This is a genomic window from Pseudarthrobacter sp. NPDC055928 (genome assembly GCF_042270935.1).
Taxonomy (GTDB): Bacteria; Actinomycetota; Actinomycetes; order Actinomycetales; family Micrococcaceae; genus Arthrobacter.
Map to the genome: position 1 here is coordinate 91,830 of NZ_JBHJZH010000012.1, position 15,268 is coordinate 107,097.

At 65.0% G+C, this 15,268-nt stretch carries 13 protein-coding genes, 1 tRNA gene and 1 riboswitch; of the genes, 2 read left to right on the forward strand and 12 right to left on the reverse strand.

Going from position 1 to position 15,268, the window contains the following annotated elements; genetic code table 11:
* Window positions 1-31: 31 nt before the first annotated feature.
* The gene (locus tag ACFC25_RS15395; RefSeq protein WP_376046612.1) at window positions 32-673 is read left to right on the forward strand and encodes an ATP-binding cassette domain-containing protein; all 642 of its coding nucleotides are present in this window, start codon (window positions 32-34) and stop codon (window positions 671-673) included.
* 200 nt (window positions 674-873) lie between these two features.
* Here the strand turns inward: ACFC25_RS15395 and ACFC25_RS15400 are convergent.
* From ACFC25_RS15400 to ACFC25_RS15455, 12 genes are all read right to left on the reverse strand, one after another.
* Window positions 874-946 (reverse strand) — tRNA-Ala (locus tag ACFC25_RS15400).
* Between the two features lie 125 nt (window positions 947-1,071).
* Window positions 1,072-1,473, reverse strand: a complete 402-nt coding sequence (gene rsfS, locus ACFC25_RS15405) for a ribosome silencing factor (RefSeq protein ID WP_337348197.1) — start codon at window positions 1,471-1,473, stop codon at window positions 1,072-1,074.
* Between the two features lie 48 nt (window positions 1,474-1,521).
* Window positions 1,522-2,715 (reverse strand): hypothetical protein, encoded by a 1,194-nt coding sequence (locus ACFC25_RS15410; protein ID WP_376046616.1) that lies wholly within the window; start codon window positions 2,713-2,715, stop codon window positions 1,522-1,524.
* Window positions 2,716-2,722: 7 nt separating this feature from the next.
* Window positions 2,723-3,349, reverse strand: a complete 627-nt coding sequence (gene nadD, locus ACFC25_RS15415) for a nicotinate-nucleotide adenylyltransferase (RefSeq protein WP_337348228.1) — start codon at window positions 3,347-3,349, stop codon at window positions 2,723-2,725.
* 40 nt (window positions 3,350-3,389) lie between these two features.
* On the reverse strand, window positions 3,390-3,620 hold the full coding sequence (locus ACFC25_RS15420; RefSeq protein WP_337348199.1) for a hypothetical protein: 231 nt from the start codon (window positions 3,618-3,620) through the stop codon (window positions 3,390-3,392).
* A gap of 76 nt (window positions 3,621-3,696) precedes the next feature.
* Entirely contained in the window at window positions 3,697-5,070 is a 1,374-nt protein-coding gene (locus ACFC25_RS15425) for a glutamate-5-semialdehyde dehydrogenase (protein ID WP_376046619.1), read from the reverse strand.
* A 25-nt stretch (window positions 5,071-5,095) separates the two neighbouring features.
* Window positions 5,096-6,193, reverse strand: coding sequence for a glutamate 5-kinase (proB, locus tag ACFC25_RS15430; protein WP_376046729.1), 1,098 nt, complete (start codon window positions 6,191-6,193; stop codon window positions 5,096-5,098).
* 43 nt (window positions 6,194-6,236) lie between these two features.
* Complete coding sequence (gene obgE / locus ACFC25_RS15435; RefSeq protein ID WP_337348202.1) at window positions 6,237-7,826, reverse strand: GTPase ObgE; 1,590 nt, start codon at window positions 7,824-7,826, stop codon at window positions 6,237-6,239.
* A 116-nt stretch (window positions 7,827-7,942) separates the two neighbouring features.
* Window positions 7,943-8,206: a 50S ribosomal protein L27 gene (gene rpmA / locus ACFC25_RS15440; protein ID WP_009372867.1), complete on the reverse strand. Its 264-nt coding sequence runs from the start codon at window positions 8,204-8,206 to the stop codon at window positions 7,943-7,945.
* A 59-nt stretch (window positions 8,207-8,265) separates the two neighbouring features.
* On the reverse strand, window positions 8,266-8,574 hold the full coding sequence (rplU, locus tag ACFC25_RS15445) for a 50S ribosomal protein L21 (protein WP_066291943.1): 309 nt from the start codon (window positions 8,572-8,574) through the stop codon (window positions 8,266-8,268).
* Window positions 8,575-8,846: 272 nt separating this feature from the next.
* Window positions 8,847-10,421, reverse strand: coding sequence for a bifunctional hydroxymethylpyrimidine kinase/phosphomethylpyrimidine kinase (locus ACFC25_RS15450; RefSeq protein WP_376046625.1), 1,575 nt, complete (start codon window positions 10,419-10,421; stop codon window positions 8,847-8,849).
* Window positions 10,404-10,500, reverse strand: a riboswitch (TPP riboswitch). It overlaps the preceding gene by 18 nt.
* 132 nt (window positions 10,501-10,632) lie before the next feature.
* Window positions 10,633-14,001 (reverse strand): Rne/Rng family ribonuclease, encoded by a 3,369-nt coding sequence (locus ACFC25_RS15455; RefSeq protein ID WP_376046628.1) that lies wholly within the window; start codon window positions 13,999-14,001, stop codon window positions 10,633-10,635.
* A gap of 506 nt (window positions 14,002-14,507) precedes the next feature.
* Between ACFC25_RS15455 and ACFC25_RS15460 the strand changes: the two genes are divergently transcribed.
* The gene (locus tag ACFC25_RS15460; RefSeq protein ID WP_376046630.1) at window positions 14,508-15,188 is read left to right on the forward strand and encodes a vitamin K epoxide reductase family protein; all 681 of its coding nucleotides are present in this window, start codon (window positions 14,508-14,510) and stop codon (window positions 15,186-15,188) included.
* Window positions 15,189-15,268 lie beyond the last annotated feature (80 nt).

Sequence of the window (15,268 nt, forward strand, 5' to 3'; positions counted from 1 at the left end):
AATGATTATCAATTTCAGCTAGGGTTGAAGAGTGATCCCTTCCGACTATGCCCTTCGCGCTCGACACCTTTATTTCAACTTCGGAGAATCTCCCGCCTTGGCGGACGTTGACATCGATCTGCGATGGGGAACGGTAACGGCGATCGCCGGGCCTAATGGTGCCGGCAAATCCACGCTTATCGAGATCCTTGCAGGCGTCCGCAAGCCTCTCCGGGGCACTCTTCATCGCGCCGACGAGGTGGCGCTGATGGTCCAGCGGGTCACAACTCCTGATGCACTCCCGCTCACGGTTCGTGACGTGGTGATGATGGGTACGTGGGGTGCATCACCAAGCCGTGCCTCCAAAATCACAAAAGAGGAACAGAAAATACGAGTTGCCGACGCCCTGGAACGGGTCCAGCTCACAAACCTCGCATCTTCGCCATTCAACGCCCTTTCCGGCGGCCAGCGTCAACGCGCGTTGCTGGCCCAGGGAATCGCCCGTCAGGCGCGCATCTTCCTGCTCGATGAGCCTGCCGCCGGACTCGACCTCGAAAGCCGCGAGCGGACACGGTCCATACTTGCAGGAGAGGCCAATCGCGGAGCGGCTGTGGCCTGCGTCAGCCACGATGAAGAGTCAATCGCTGCGGCCGACTGCGTTGTCAGCCTGGAAGGTGGACGTAGAGTCATCTGAGAAGTCGGGTCAGACCCTTGCCGGAACGAACCGCTGAAGCCCCACTCCCGATTCCGTGCATGGCCCACTGCACGGATGATCCGCAGATAACCAAAAACCAAAAAAGGAGAGCTACCAAATTTGGTAACTCTCCTTTAGGTTTTGCTACTGGCCCATTCCGCAGCAAGTGTTTGCCGATGTTTCGAACAAGACCAATACGGTGGAGCTGAGGGGACTCGAACCCCTGACCCCCTGCATGCCATGCAGGTGCGCTACCAGCTGCGCCACAGCCCCAGATTTCTTCATTGCTCCAGCGTTTCCCCCGAAGCAACTCAAATATCTTAGAACAGCATTTCCGAAAATTCCAAATCGGGCATATTCGGCCTGCCAGTGCTGCTCCCGGCGTTTTCGCGAAGCGCCTACTCCGCCTCGGAAGCAGCGGCAGCCTTGGCGGAGGTGTCATCGCCCAACTGGAGGTCCACCACCGGGCAGTCCTTCCACAGCCGCTCCAGGGCGTAGAAAACACGGTCTTCCTCGTGCTGGACGTGGATGACGATGTCGGAGTAGTCCAACAGCACCCAGCGGCCGCCGGAGCGTCCTTCACGGCGGACGGGGCGGAGGTCCTGCTTGGACAGTTCCTCTTCAATGCCGTCAACGATGGCGTTGACCTGGCGTTCACTCGGTGCGGAAGCAATGAGGAACACGTCGGCCAATGCCAGGCGCTCACTGACATCCAAGGCCACGATGTCCTGGGCTATCTTGTCCGCGGCCGCTTTGGCTGCGTGGCGGGCTGTGGCGATGGATGAATTTGATGCAGTCACGGGACTCCTTGTAGTTTTCAAAAACGATGATTGGTGGCCGCAGCCAGGTCAGCGCGTGATGCCGCTGATAATAAGCATGATCCCGGAGACCAGGGCGAGGATTCCGAAGGCCAGGACGCAATACTGAATGACACGCATCCTCTTGGCACGGGCGAGCCCTGCTGTTGCCGCGTCCAACGGCTCCAGTCCGTAAGCCGAACTTGCCGGTATCCGTGGCAGGTCATCAAAAAGATCTTCCGACTGCCCGGCCGCTTCAGCCGGGCTGAAGATCACCGGCTTTGGCCGGGTGGAAGCCTTGGCTGCGGCTTCTGCGCGTGCGATCACTCGTGAGCGGCCACTTGCACCAGGGGCGTCGGCGTCGTCGGCTGTCCGCGGGGCATCAGCCGGACGGCGGCCCTTGCCGGCTGATGCCTGGAGTGTGGGTCCCGGATTGGTGACGACCGGGACATAGGACGTTGCCGGCGGCTTCATAACGGGACGGTCAATGCCCGGTACGTTGACGAACTCCAGCGGCGTGACCATGGCGAGGTTGCTTGCCGCGGAAGGGGCGGGGCGGGGCGGGGCGTCCTGAGCCGGCGGGGCTGCCTGTTCTGCCAGTTTCTGCTTGGCCATGGCGCGGCGGTTCAGTACAGCCGCACGCTCGGCCAAAGCAATCTGCTCAGCAAGGATTTCCGGGTCCACAGCCTCCGGGTCCAGGGAGGCGATGTGTTCCATTTTGGCCAACTGGTTCTTGGCCTGTTCGGCGATCAGGGACCTGGCCGCCAACGCCTGTTCAACGCTCATGCCATCCGGGATACGTGGGCTGTCAGGCGAAGCAGGGGACTTCCGGGACGCGGCAGCTTGTGATGATGCTGCCGGAACCGGTGTGGCCTCAGGTTGAGGTGTTTTCGAGGCAGCGCTTTGGCCGGACTCGGGAAGCGCAGGGGCAACAACAGGGTTGGCAGAGGTAACGGCCTGTTCCTTGAGCTGCTGGAGCCGCAGCTGCCGGCGGGTGGGCGGTCCGCCGGCCGCGAGCTGGCCTTCTTTCTCTTCGAGTTCCTTGATGGTGCGCAGGGCCGCCCTGTCCCGTGCCCTGATCTGCGAGGAGCGCTGTGCCTGTGCATGGTCTGCTGCGGGGCTCGTCGGAGGTTGTTTAGAGGCAGGCGAAACCTGGCCCGGACCGGTGGATCCGTTAGCCTGCTTCTCATCTCTGGCCCGCCGAAGTTCACGGCGGCTGCGGACGGGGGGCTGTTCCTGACTCATTGAGAACTCATTCAGTACTGGCTGGTTCGTCTGTTTTGGTAGTTGGTTCACCATTGGCGGCGCCCTCGGCATACAGTCCATATTTGGCGATGTACTGAACCACTCCGTCCGGCACGAGGTACCAGACAGGGTTGTGCTGGGCTACCCTGGCGCGGCAGTCCGTGGAGGAGATGGCCATGGCCGGGACCTCCAGGAGACTGACGTCCTTCCGTCCCATGCCGTCCAGCACGTGCCCGGGCCTGGTTACCCCAACAAAATGTGCCAACGACCAGAGCTCGTCGATGTCTTTCCACGACAAGATCTGCGCCAAGGCGTCGGCGCCGGTGATGAAGAAAAGGTCGGCGTCCGGACGCTGGGTCCGAAGGTCACGCAAGGTATCAATGGTATACGTTGGACCGGGCCGGTCCACATCCACCCGGCTCACGGTGAAACGCGGGTTGGATGCCGTAGCGATCACCGTCATCAGGTAGCGGTGCTCCGGCAGGCTGACCTGCTTGTGCGTTTTCTGCCATGGCTGGCCGGTGGGGACGAACACCACCTCGTCCAGGCCGAATTTGGCGGCTACTTCGCTGGCCGCGACCAAGTGGCCGTGATGGATCGGATCGAAGGTCCCACCCATCACGCCCAGCCGCAGCCGCCCTTCGGCACCTTGATGGCGCAGAATGCGGGAAATGTTAGTGGCCCTGGCCGTGATCGTGCTTGTTAGGGTGCTGGCGGTGCGGATCAGCGTGCTCTTCCGTGGCGGTGTGGCGGTTCCCGAGGTTGGAGTAGGACAGCGTGACGAACATCAACACCAGCAGGATGGCGAAAATGGCCACACCGAAGACCCACGGTTCAGCCCACAGCGGGGCGAGTTCGTGTTCTTCGCCTTCGGCGATGGTCGTGGCGATCTGCTGGAGCAGCATGTTCTCCCCTAGGGTTCAAAGGATGTGGCAGCGGATATCCCCGCCGTTCCGGACTTCTGTCTATGTTACCGCGTTGCTACCCGCGGACTTGGCCCTCGCCCTGCACGATCCACTTGGTGGTGGTGAGCTCGGTCAGCCCCATAGGCCCGCGGGCGTGCAGCTTTTGGGTGGAGATTCCCACTTCGGCGCCAAGGCCCAGTTCGCCGCCATCAGTAAAGCGGGTGGATGCGTTGACGATGACTGCCGCGGAGTCCACCTCCGCGATGAACCGCTCGGCGTTGGCGAGATCGTTGGTGAGGATGGCTTCGGTGTGGCCCGTGGACCAGGTGCGGATGTGCTTGACGGCCTCGTCCAGGCTGTCCACCATGGCTACTGCCAGGTCCAGGTCCATGTACTCCGTGCCCCAGTCCTCGTCCGTGGCCGGCTCGGACACAATCGATGCAGGCAGTGCCGCCCGGATGCGCTCGTCCGTGTGCAGCGTAACGCCGGCCTCACGCAGGGCCGCGGCGACCGCGGGGAGCACGGTGGATCCCGAGTGAACCAGAAGCGTCTCCACGGTGTTGCACACGCTGGGACGCTGGGTCTTGGCGTTCAGCAGGATTTCCACGGCCATGGTTTCACTGGCCGATTCGTCGATGAAGATGTGGACGTTGCCTTCGCCGGTCTCGATGACGGGCACCGCGGAGTTGGTGACGACGGTCTGGATGAGTTCCCGGCCGCCGCGGGGAATCAGGACGTCGACCTTTCCGCGGGCGCGCATCAGCGCATTGGCGCCTTCGCGGCCGTACTGGTCGACGGTTTGCACGGCGTCGGACGGAAGTCCGACGGAGTCCAGGGCTTCGCGCAGGACCTGGACGAGGGCCTCGTTGGTGGCTGCAGCGGCAGTTCCGCCGCGCAAGATCACGGCATTGCCACTTTTGAGGGCGAGGCCGGCGATGTCCACAGTGACGTTGGGGCGAGCCTCATAAATGGCTGCCACTACTCCCATGGGAACGTTGATCTGGCGCAGGCGCAGGCCATTGGGAAGGGTCTGCCCGCGGACGACGTTTCCCACGGGATCGGGCAGGCTGGCGAGTTTTTCCAGTGCGGCCACGAGTCCATCGATCCGGGCGTCCGTGAGGGTGAGCCGGTCCAGCAGGGCAGCAGAGGTACCGTTGGCTTTCCCAGCGGCAATGTCCTTCGAGTTAGCGGCAAGGATCACATTCCTGCGCTCCAGCAGGGCGGCACCGATAGCCCGCAGGCCACGATCCTTCCACGCACGGTTTGCCCGCGCCATCCTCCGGGCAGCCTGGCGTGAACGGTCTGCGATGGCATGGACCGCGGCTTCGACGTCCTCCACGGACAACGGCACGGCAGCGGCGTGCGGCAGGTTGCCGGGCTCAGGAGCAGCGGGGGAAGCAGAGATGTCCCCGGACGTCGCAGCGGTGTTGTGGATCAGTGCCTCAGTCATGTTCCAAGTTTAGGCGAGGTCAGGCTCAGACAAGCACCAGGTCATCAACATGAACAACTTCACGGTCATAACCACGGCCCAGGGCCCTGCCCAGTTCCTTGGTGGAACGGCCAAGCATCTGCGGTAATTCGGCAGCTGAGTAGTTGACCAGTCCGCGTGCAATCACGGTGCCGTCCGCGCTGACCATCTCGACGGCGTCGCCTGCTTCAAAATCGCCGTCGACGCCGGAGATGCCGGCCGGGAGCAGGGATGTGCGGCGGTGCCGGACCGCCTTGACGGCGCCGTCGTCGAGGATCAGCCGGCCATGGACCGATGCAAGGTGTGCCAGCCACAGGAGGCGGACGGGCTTGCGGGCGCCGTTCACCGTGAACCAGGTGCCTACGTCTTCCCCGGCCAGAGCGGCGGCGGCGTTGGCCGTGGAGGTGACCAGCGCGTGGATGCCGGACCCGGCGGCGATAGTGGCTGCTTCGACTTTCGTGGTCATGCCGCCAGTGCCAACGCCGGCTTTGCCTGCCTTGCCGATGGTCACTCCGTCGAGGTCGTGCGGGCCCTCCACCAGGGGAATCCGCTTCGCCCCGTGCGACGGCGGTCCGTCGTAGAGCGAATCGACGTCAGAGAGCAGGACAAGGGCGTCGGCCCGGACCAGGTGCGCGACGAGGGCGGCGAGGCGGTCGTTGTCGCCGAAGCGGATTTCGTGCGTGGCGACGGTGTCGTTTTCGTTGACCACCGGGACCACACCGAGGTTGAGGAGCCTGTCCAGTGCACGGAAGGCGTTGGTGTGCTGGCTGCGGCGCATCAGGTCATCAGCGGTGAGGAGCACCTGGCTGACCGTGACCCCGTGTGCTCCGAACGCCTGCGTGTATCGGGCCATGAGCAGGCCTTGGCCGACACTCGCCGCAGCTTGCTGCGTGGCGAGGTCACGCGGCCGCTTGGCCAGCCCCAGCGGGGCCAGACCGGCAGCAATGGCACCAGAGGATACGAGGATGATCTCGGTGCCGGAGTTCCGCTTGGCTGCCAGCGCGTCGGCGAGTCCGGTCAGCGACTCCTCGGAGATGCCTCCCTTAATACTGGTCAGCGACGACGAACCGACTTTGACAACGATCCGGCGCGCGCCCGAGAGCATGCTCCTGTCCGCGATGCCCCGGGCGGGCACAGTGGTGGCGGCGCTACTGGTCATCTTCTGCGCCCAGTCCACTCTCCTTGAGCGGCTTCGCAACGCGGCGGCTACTGACGGATTCGGTCCAGATCCCGGCCTTGCGCTCGGCTTCGAGTTCGGCGCGGGCGGCCGCCTTGGCGTCCTTGCGTTCCTGCTGCTCGTCTCGCTTCTGGCCGCGTGTAGGGCGGTCGCCGATGTCGGCGAAGCGGACGTCCGTGCCGCGGGGCGATGCCAGAAGCTCCGCGCCGGCCATCATGGTGGGCTCCCAGTCGAAGACGACGCCGTCGTCCTCGCCGATCACCACGGTGTCGCCGGGCTTGGCGCCCTGCTTGAACAATTCGTTTTCGACACCGAGCTTGGCCAGGCGGTCCGCAAGGTAGCCGATGGCTTCCTCGTTGGTAAAGTCGGTCTGCTTGACCCAGCGCACCGGCTTTTCGCCCAGGACGCGGAACAGCGGCTCGAGGTTCTTCTCTTCACGGCGGATCTTAAAGCCGGACTCGTTGACGGCCCGGGGCTTGAGCACAACCGGCTGGACCTTCGGCGGCGCGGCAGCAAGGGAGTCGCGGGCGGCCTTAACGATTTCAGCCATGGCGAAGCCCAGTTGGCGCAGGCCTTCGTGGCTGGTGGCGGAAATTTCGAAGACGCGGTAGCCGCGGGATTCAAGTTCAGGCCGGACAAATTCCGCCATGTCCTTGCCGTCCGGGAGGTCCACCTTGTTTAGGGCAACCAGGCGGGGGCGGTGGTTCAGCGGGACCACTTCACCGTCCTGCCCGGCGTAGCTCATATCGACGGCGTACTTCTCCAGTTCCGCCTCGATGACGGCGAGGTCGGAGAGGGGATCACGGTCCGATTCGAGGGTTCCGCAGTCCAGGACGTGCACCAGCGCGGCGCAGCGTTCCACGTGCCGCAGGAAGTGGTGGCCCAGGCCCTTGCCCTCGGACGCGCCTTCAATCAGGCCGGGGACGTCGGCAATGGTGAAGCGGACATCGCCTGCCTGGACCACGCCGAGGTTGGGGATCAGGGTGGTGAAAGGGTAGTCGGCGATCTTGGGCCGCGCCGCGGACATGGCGGCGATCAGGCTCGACTTGCCGGCGGACGGGAAGCCAACCAGGGCGATGTCCGCAATGGACTTCAGCTCCAGCACGACGTCGCTGGACTCACCTTCGATGCCCAGCAGCGCGAAGCCGGGCGCACGCCGCTTCTGGGAGGAGAGCGCGGCGTTGCCGAGGCCGCCTTGGCCGCCGGCCGCCGCGACGTATTCCGTTCCTTCGCCGACGAGGTCCGCCAAAACGGTGCCGTCCTTGGACTTGACCACGGTGCCGTCCGGGACGGGGAGGATGAGGGTTTCACCGTTTTTGCCGCCGCGCCAGTCCCCCATGCCGGGTCCGCCGTTGGTGGCGTGCCGGTGCGGGGCGTGGTGATAGTCCAGCAGGGTGGTTGTCTGGTGGTCCACGCGGAGGATGACGTCGCCGCCGTCGCCGCCGTTGCCGCCGTCGGGCCCGCCCAGGGGCTTGAACTTCTCGCGGTGGACGGAGACACAGCCGTGGCCGCCGGTACCGCCGGATACGTGCAGTACTACCCGGTCTACAAAGCTCGCCACGTGGATCTCCTCAGTGCTGTTTCCTGGACGCTGCAAAGCGCCAAGACGATTGTAATGCGGTTAAAAGAACAGTGGAGCGGACCAAATGGCCCGCTCCACCGCTTCAGAACTATTAGTTACTCTGCAGCTGCAGCAGCAACGATGTTGACAACGCGGCGACCGCGGCGGGTGCCGAATTCAACGGCGCCCGGGGTCAGTGCGAACAGGGTGTCGTCGCCGCCACGGCCTACGCCGGCGCCCGGGTGGAAGTGGGTGCCACGCTGGCGGACGATGATTTCGCCTGCGGAAACTACCTGGCCGCCGAAGCGCTTGACGCCGAGGTACTGGGCGTTGGAGTCACGACCGTTGCGAGTGGAGCTCGCGCCTTTTTTATGTGCCATTTGAAATGCCTGCCTCTAAATTCTGGGGAATCTGCTGAAAACCTGAACAGTAACGAAGGTTACTTGATACCAGTGATCTTGACCTTGGTCAGTTCCTGACGGTGACCCTGGCGCTTCTTGTAACCGGTCTTGTTCTTGAACTTCTGGATGACGATCTTCGGACCACGGAGGTCATTGAGGATCTCAGCCGTAACAGTTACCTTGGCCAGGTCCGCAGCGGCGGAGGTGACTTTGTCACCGTCTACCAGGAGCAGTGCGGGCAGCTGAATGGTGCTGCCGGCTCCACCGGGGACGCGGTTCAGGGTAACGAAGTCTCCAACGGAAACCTTCTCTTGGCGGCCGCCTGCGCGGACAATCGCGTACACCACTTGGGAACTCACTTCTCTCGACGTTTATTACTAGATTTGCGTGCGGAACCTGGGCCTATATTTGGCTGGGCTCTCGCTGTGCCTCAACGCCGTGGGGTCGTAACCCAAGTGTTGGCGTAAGCACCGAAGATCTAGAATACGCTAATTTTGCCTTCGGCCGCAAATGAGGCTGGTTCCGGCGGGCTGTCCGTGATAAGCGCCACAAGCGTGCGCAACACTGACAATCCGGAACCGTGCCCGACTATCGTACCGGCTGGATGGGCCGGGGAGCGTCAGGCGTGCAGCCGCGGCGCGTCGAAGAAATCAACTTCGAAACGGCACGACTGGTTGAAAGCGACGACCATGGCAGCACGCTCGTCCTCCGAGCCCCGGCGTCCGGCTTCGTCTGCCAGGGCAATAGCTGTACGGGTGGCCTGCGCGAAGTCCTCGTCGGCGTACGTCCGCAGCCACTCGGCGTACGGGTTGTCCGCCGGGGCGCCCGCGGCAAGGAATTGCGCGTGGAGGGTCTGTCCGACTTCGGCGTAGAGCCAGAAGCAGGGCAGGACCGCTGCCACCAGCACCGCGTAACTGCCCGATGCGGAGGCGGCCAGCAGGTGGTCCACATACGACTTCGTGACAGGACCGAGGACGGGCTCCACGGTTCGCGTACTGAGCCAGTTCCGATGCAGCTCCGATTCAACCTCCAGGCATTGCTGGGCTGATCGGGCCCAAAACAGCTGTGCGGCTTCGGTGGGGGCCAAGGCGCTGGTCCGTGCCAGCACCCGTGAGTATCCATTGAGGTAGATGGCATCCTGGGCCAGGTAGTAGGCGAACTGCTTTTCGGGCAGGCTTCCTGCCACGAGGTTCCGGATGAACTCGAGCTCATAGATGGCGGCGAGGTCTGCGGTGGCCTCCGCACGGAGGAGCTCGGCGAAGCCGCCCTCGCCGAGCGGGGACGGTTCCAGGGCAGGCCCTGTGGCCGCCTGCAGGTGGTGGAAGTGGTGGACGGGACCGTTTCCCGCACCGACGTCCAGGCTGCCCGAGGACTCCAGGGCACCTGCCAGCCAGGGCTTGACGTGCCGCAGTGACGCCTCCCAGTCCCCCAGCCGGGCCTGTGCCGTTGCCATGGCCGACGATAGCGAGCAGCCCGTCCCGTGGCTGTTCCGGGTGGGGATCCTGTCCCCCGGAACCTCCACAATTTCCTGGGCAAGCAGTCCGCCGGTATTGACGAGGGCATCCGGGCAGGCGGCGCCGTCGAGATGTCCCCCCTTCACCAGGATGGTGGAGCCGGTGTCCGCCGCCAACCGCCGGCCCTGTTCCAGCGCTTCTGCCCAGGAGCCGGCCTGGGCCTCTCCGAGCAGCATGGCCAGTTCAGCGAGATTGGGCGTGATCAGGTCCGCCAGCGGGAGCAGTCCGCGGAGGGCAGCCTCGGCAGACGCCTGCAGGAGCCTGTCGCCGCTGGTAGCCACCATGACGGGGTCAAGGACTACGACGCCGGGACGCACCTTTTCGAGCCAGCTGCGGACCGCGGCCACCACCTCGGCATCGCCCAGCATGCCGATTTTGACGGCATCAATGGTGATGTCATCGCTCACGGCTTCCAACTGCTGGACCAGGAAGGCGGCCGGCGGCACGTGCACCGCGCGGACGCCCTGAGTGTTCTGCGCTGTCAGCGCGGTGATCGCGGCCATCCCGTAGCCGCCGTGGGCTGCGATGCTTTTCAGGTCGGCCTGGATGCCGGCGCCGCCGGACGGGTCGGACCCTGCGATGGACAGCACCCGCGGAACGTCCCGGAGGACCGGGGCCGGCGCTGCCGGGCTGAGTACAGATGCCGGGGGCAGGACAGTAGTTGAAGACAAGGAAGACATCCCTTCGTCGGTGCTAGCCGGACAGGTTCAACGGGTGTGGATCTCAGCCGGCCCTTGCGCGGCACCCCGTGTCGGTAACCAAGCCTAGCGTTTCAGTGCCCGGCCCGGCGTCAAATGGCCTGGTCACATGAAGCCGTTAACGCGCGATGCCCGGACGCGCCCCTGCGAAGGGTCGTGTCCGGGCATCCTGGCTGATGTCCTTTGCGGAGGATCAGAGCTCGGAAGCAGGTACTCCTACCCCGAGGATGATTGGCGCCTCTGCCTGTTTCTTGTCGCCTGCGGCGGTTGTGGCCGGCTCAGGCGCCTTGGCCGCGTGGGAGTGGCCGCCGGCTGCTGCGTGCGTTGCCTCGTGGTGTTCTACCGAGGTTGCGTTTGCCGCGCCCTGGGCCCGGCTGGCGCTGCGGTTGCGGCGGGGCCTGCGGGTACGGGACTGCTCAGCGGTGTGGTCTGAGTAATCCTTCTCCTCTACCGCAGCACGCGGCACGTCGGTGCTTGGCTGCGGGGCAGCCTGCGCAGGCTCCGGAGCGGCAACGGCGGGCTCGCCGAGGTGCGCGAAGGCTTCCGCGAGCCTGTCGAGCGTCAGGGCCGGCTGCTGCGGCTGGTCTGCCGCGTGCTCCACGAACGGCAGCGCCACCTGCTCACCGCCGAAAGTGAGCACGGCAGCAGGACGTCCGGACGCGTCGGCGTCATGCTGGCGGGCTGTTGCCGGTGCCTGGCCTGTTGGTGCCTGGCCTGTTGCTGCCGGGGCGGCGTGGGCCTGCTCCGTCGTCGTCCGTGCTGCCGCTGCAGCAGGGCTTCCGGCCGCCGCGGCTCCAGCAGCGTGGGCTACCTCGTCGTCGTGCAGGTGCGCTGCGTGCGCCGCCGCGGCGATGTTGGCCAGGGCCAGCCTGGTGGCCTCAGCCTTGGCGTGCCGCTCGGCGTCGCTGGGATCCGGGTGGACCGTGTGGACCTGGACCGGTGCGGACGGTGCCGCCTCCAAGGGAACGCCTCCGCGTCCACGGCGGCGCTTGCGGTCGCCACGTGCGCCGGGCTGGCTGTCGGCCCGCTGGCTTTCCGGGCGCTGGTCGGGCCGCGGGGTGTCCGTGCGGTGAGTGTCCGTACGCTGTACGTGGTGCTCGGCAGCCACCGTGTTGGCGCGACGGTGCTCCACGGGATCGTCGTGGGTGACCACGCCGCGGCCGGCACAGGTTTCGCACTGCTCGCCGAAGACTTCCAGCAGCCCGGTGCCCATGCGCTTGCGCGTCATCTGAACGAGCCCCAGCGACGTTACTTCTGCCACCTGGTGCTTGGTGCGGTCGCGGCCCAGGCATTCCACCATGCGGCGCAGGACGAGGTCGCGGTTGGATTCCAGGACCATGTCGATGAAGTCGATGACGATAATGCCGCCGATGTCGCGGAGCCGCAACTGGCGTACAACTTCTTCGGCAGCTTCGAGGTTGTTCTTGGTGACCGTTTCCTCGAGGTTGCCGCCGCTGCCGGTGAACTTGCCGGTGTTGACGTCCACCACGGTCATGGCTTCGGTTCGGTCGATAACCAGCGAACCGCCAGAGGGCAGGAAGACCTTGCGTTCGAGTGCCTTGTGGATCTGCTCGTCGATCCGCCAGGCCGCGAAGATGTCCTGGTCCTTGGTCCACTTTTCCAGGCGGCCCACCAAATCGGGGGCCACGTACGTGACGTAGGCCTCGATAGTGTCCCAGGCCTCCTCACCGGAAACGATCAGCTTGGAGAAGTCCTCGTTGAAGACGTCCCGAACCACCTTGATGGTGAGGTCCGGTTCGCCGTAGAGAAGTTCCGGGGCAAGGATCTTCGTGGACGTGGACTGGCTTTCAATGCCCTCCCACTGGGCGCGCAGACGGTTGATGTCGTGCGTGAGCTCCTCTTCCGAGGCGCCTTCTGCGGCCGTGCGGACGATGACGCCGGCATGCTCCGGCAGGCGGTCCTTGAGGATGCGCTTGAGCCGGTTGCGTTCGACGTCGGGCAGCTTACGTGAGATTCCCGTCATGGAGCCGCCGGGTACGTAGACCAGGTAGCGGCCGGGGAGGGAGATCTGGCTGGTCAGGCGCGCGCCCTTGTGACCCACGGGGTCCTTGGTGACCTGGACCAGGACGGTGTCGCCGGACTTCAGGGCGTTCTCGATCCGGCGCTGCTTGCCTTCGAGGTTGACGGCTTCCCAGTTCACCTCGCCGGCGTACAGGACGGCGTTGCGGCCGCGGCCGATATCAACGAACGCCGCTTCCATTGATGGCAGGACGTTCTGCACCTTGCCGAGGTAGACGTTCCCGATCAGGGAGTCCTGCTGCGTCTTGGAGACAAAGTGCTCGGCCAGGACGCCGTCTTCCAGGACGGCGATCTGGATTCTGTCGTCGCGTTGCCGGACGATCATCTGGCGGTCCACGGATTCGCGGCGGGCCAGGAACTCTGCTTCGGTGATGACGGTGCGGCGGCGGCCAGTATCGCGGGATTCACGGCGGCGCTGCTTCTTGGCTTCCAGCCTGGTGGAGCCCTTGACGGACGTCACGCGGTTGTTGACGGGCGCTTCGGTCACGGCGCGGGGAGCGCGGACGCGGGTCACTGTGTTGGGCGGATCGTCATCCCCGCCACCGGTCAGTTCCAGGTCCTGGTCACCGCGGCGGCGCCGACGACGACGGCGGGAGGTTACGCCCTCGTCTGGCTGGCCCGCTGATTCCTCGTCAGCTTCCTCTGTTTCATTGTCGCTGCCCTCGCTGTCGCCCTCGAGGTCGCGGTCGCCTGCGCGGCTGCGCCCGCGGCGACCACGGCTGCGCCGCCTGCGACGGCCGTTGGCGTCGTCATCTTCGGTGAGTTCGGCGTCGTCCTCTTCCGCTTCCTCCGCCGCCGCGGCGGGTGCCGGGGCGGGACGGACCACGGTGCTCAGGTCCGGTGCCTGGAACAGGACGGAGGTTGCCGACCCGGGCTCCAGGAAAAGGGAGCCGAACGGGCTGGCCGGTGCTGGCTGTGCGGGTTCTGCGGCTTCAGCGTCAGGCGCGGTGGTTTCGGAAGCTGCGGGTGCCGGCGTTTCCACCGTTGCCGCTTCCGGCACCTGGGTTTCCTCCACTGCGGCCTCAGGCTCGGGAGCCTTCGACGCCGGGGTTTCCACTACGGGAGTTTCAACAGCTGCTGCAGCAGCCGCAGGCGCCGCCTCGGTCCCGGGGACGGCTGCGACGTCTGGAGCCGACGTCTTGCGGGTTGCGACGCGGCGGCGACGGACCGGCTTTGCCTCCGGCTCTGCTTCGGGGGCGGCAACGGCGGACGCGGCTCCGTCGGCGTGGCCGGACCCTGCCTCAGCGACCGTTTCGGGGGCCGCTGCCTCGGCTGCGAACGCAGGCAGTGGCTCGGCGGCGTCTACCTTTTTGCGCGCACGGGTGCGGCGGACCGGCGGAGCCGCCTCAAGCGCAGGTTCTTCAGCGCCGGGCGTCGCAGAGGCATCCGCTGCGGTCACTTCCGGGGTGGCTTCCGGCTTTGGCGCGGCCTTCCGCCGGGTCCTCGTGGCCTTCTTCGGCGCGTCCGGAGCCTCGGCTACCGCTTCATCGTTGTTAACGGCAAATACTTGTTCATTTTCCATATGTGGCAACACTCCTGCCCCTGACGTACCGCCACATCCGGCACCCATTGGGGCACATATTTGTCAAAACCCGCAGGCATTGACAGAAGTCAAGTGGATACTCCCAGGTTCGCACCGGCAGTGGGGTGCGGCAGCCCGTGGGAGCCGGCAGCAGCATTCTGAAACCCGTTGTTCTACATGCCACAACCAGGTGCCGACCAATGGAATGGCGGGAAGACGGATCAGAGAATCCGAAGCCTGCCAGCTCATCATTGGCGGTCTTGGGAACAAAGCCACCGGACCGGAGTCCGAATGTGGGTCGGCCTCCAGCCAAGTTCATTCTCTCACACGCCGACTAAAAGACGGGGGAAGCAAAGATCGGCCGATCATTGCGAGCCTGCCTGCCTGCTGGGCGGACAGCCCGGTGCCGAGGGCGCTGGCGGGCAGAAAGCTAAGCTGGGCGCCGGATTCAGGCTCCGGCGTTACAATCGGGGCAAAGAGCACCCGATGAAAAGGACGCCTGAACCATGCCAAGCATTTCGCCCGTCAGCGGCGCCGAAACCGGCAGCCCGGCCTCCGCGCGCCCGGCGACGGCCCCGGAGACTCAGGGGACAGTTCCTCCGATGACGCGCAACCGGCCACTTGGCTGGCTGATGGTGGCCACCGGAATCATCGGCTGGCTCGCTTCGGGAACGCTCGTCCTGGAGAAGCTCGAAGTACTCAAGGACCCGAACCACACCACCGTCTGCGACGTTAACCCATGGATTTCCTGCGGGCAGGTGATGCAGACCTGGCAGAGTTCCGTCTTTGGATTCCCTAATATGTTCATCGGCATTGTGGCGTTCGCGGTGATCATCACCACCGGCATGGCGCTGCTGTCCGGCGCTACGTTTGCCCGGTGGTACTGGGCAGGCCTTCAGGCCGGAGTGACCCTGGGCTTCGCTTTCGTAGTGTGGCTCTGGTCCCAGGCCCTGTACGAGATCCACATCCTGTGCCCCTTCTGCATGATTGTCTGGGCTGCCATGATCCCGCTGTTCGTCTGGGTGACAGTCAGGAACATCACCCACGGAGTCCTCCCCCTTCCCTCAGGGGTGGCGCGGGTGGTGGGCGACTCGGGCTGGATCATCACGGCGCTGCTCTACGTAGCTGTTATCGCAACCATCTTCTTCGCCTTCATCCAGGTGTTCGCGGGCACGTCAGGCTTCTGACGCCTGCCGCAGACCCATCGAAGTGACACTTAAGGCCAAATTGCGCCGCCGGCCGTGGGGGGGAATTTGGAATAGAAGGG

Excerpts from the sequence above, each read along its gene's own strand:
- ACFC25_RS15410 (WP_376046616.1), bottom strand. The coding sequence starts at position 2,715 with ATGAGTCAGGAACAGCCCCCCGTCCGCAGCCGCCGTGAACTTCGGCGG.
- rpmA (WP_009372867.1), bottom strand. The coding sequence starts at position 8,206 with ATGGCACATAAAAAAGGCGCGAGCTCCACTCGCAACGGTCGTGACTCC.
- ACFC25_RS15460 (WP_376046630.1), top strand. The coding sequence starts at position 14,508 with ATGCCAAGCATTTCGCCCGTCAGCGGCGCCGAAACCGGCAGCCCGGCC.
- ACFC25_RS15425 (WP_376046619.1), bottom strand. The coding sequence starts at position 5,070 with ATGACTGAGGCACTGATCCACAACACCGCTGCGACGTCCGGGGACATC.
- ACFC25_RS15455 (WP_376046628.1), bottom strand. The coding sequence starts at position 14,001 with ATGGAAAATGAACAAGTATTTGCCGTTAACAACGATGAAGCGGTAGCC.
- ACFC25_RS15450 (WP_376046625.1), bottom strand. The coding sequence starts at position 10,421 with ATGTCTTCCTTGTCTTCAACTACTGTCCTGCCCCCGGCATCTGTACTC.
- proB (WP_376046729.1), bottom strand. The coding sequence starts at position 6,193 with ATGCTCTCGGGCGCGCGCCGGATCGTTGTCAAAGTCGGTTCGTCGTCG.
- ACFC25_RS15420 (WP_337348199.1), bottom strand. The coding sequence starts at position 3,620 with ATGCTGCTCCAGCAGATCGCCACGACCATCGCCGAAGGCGAAGAACAC.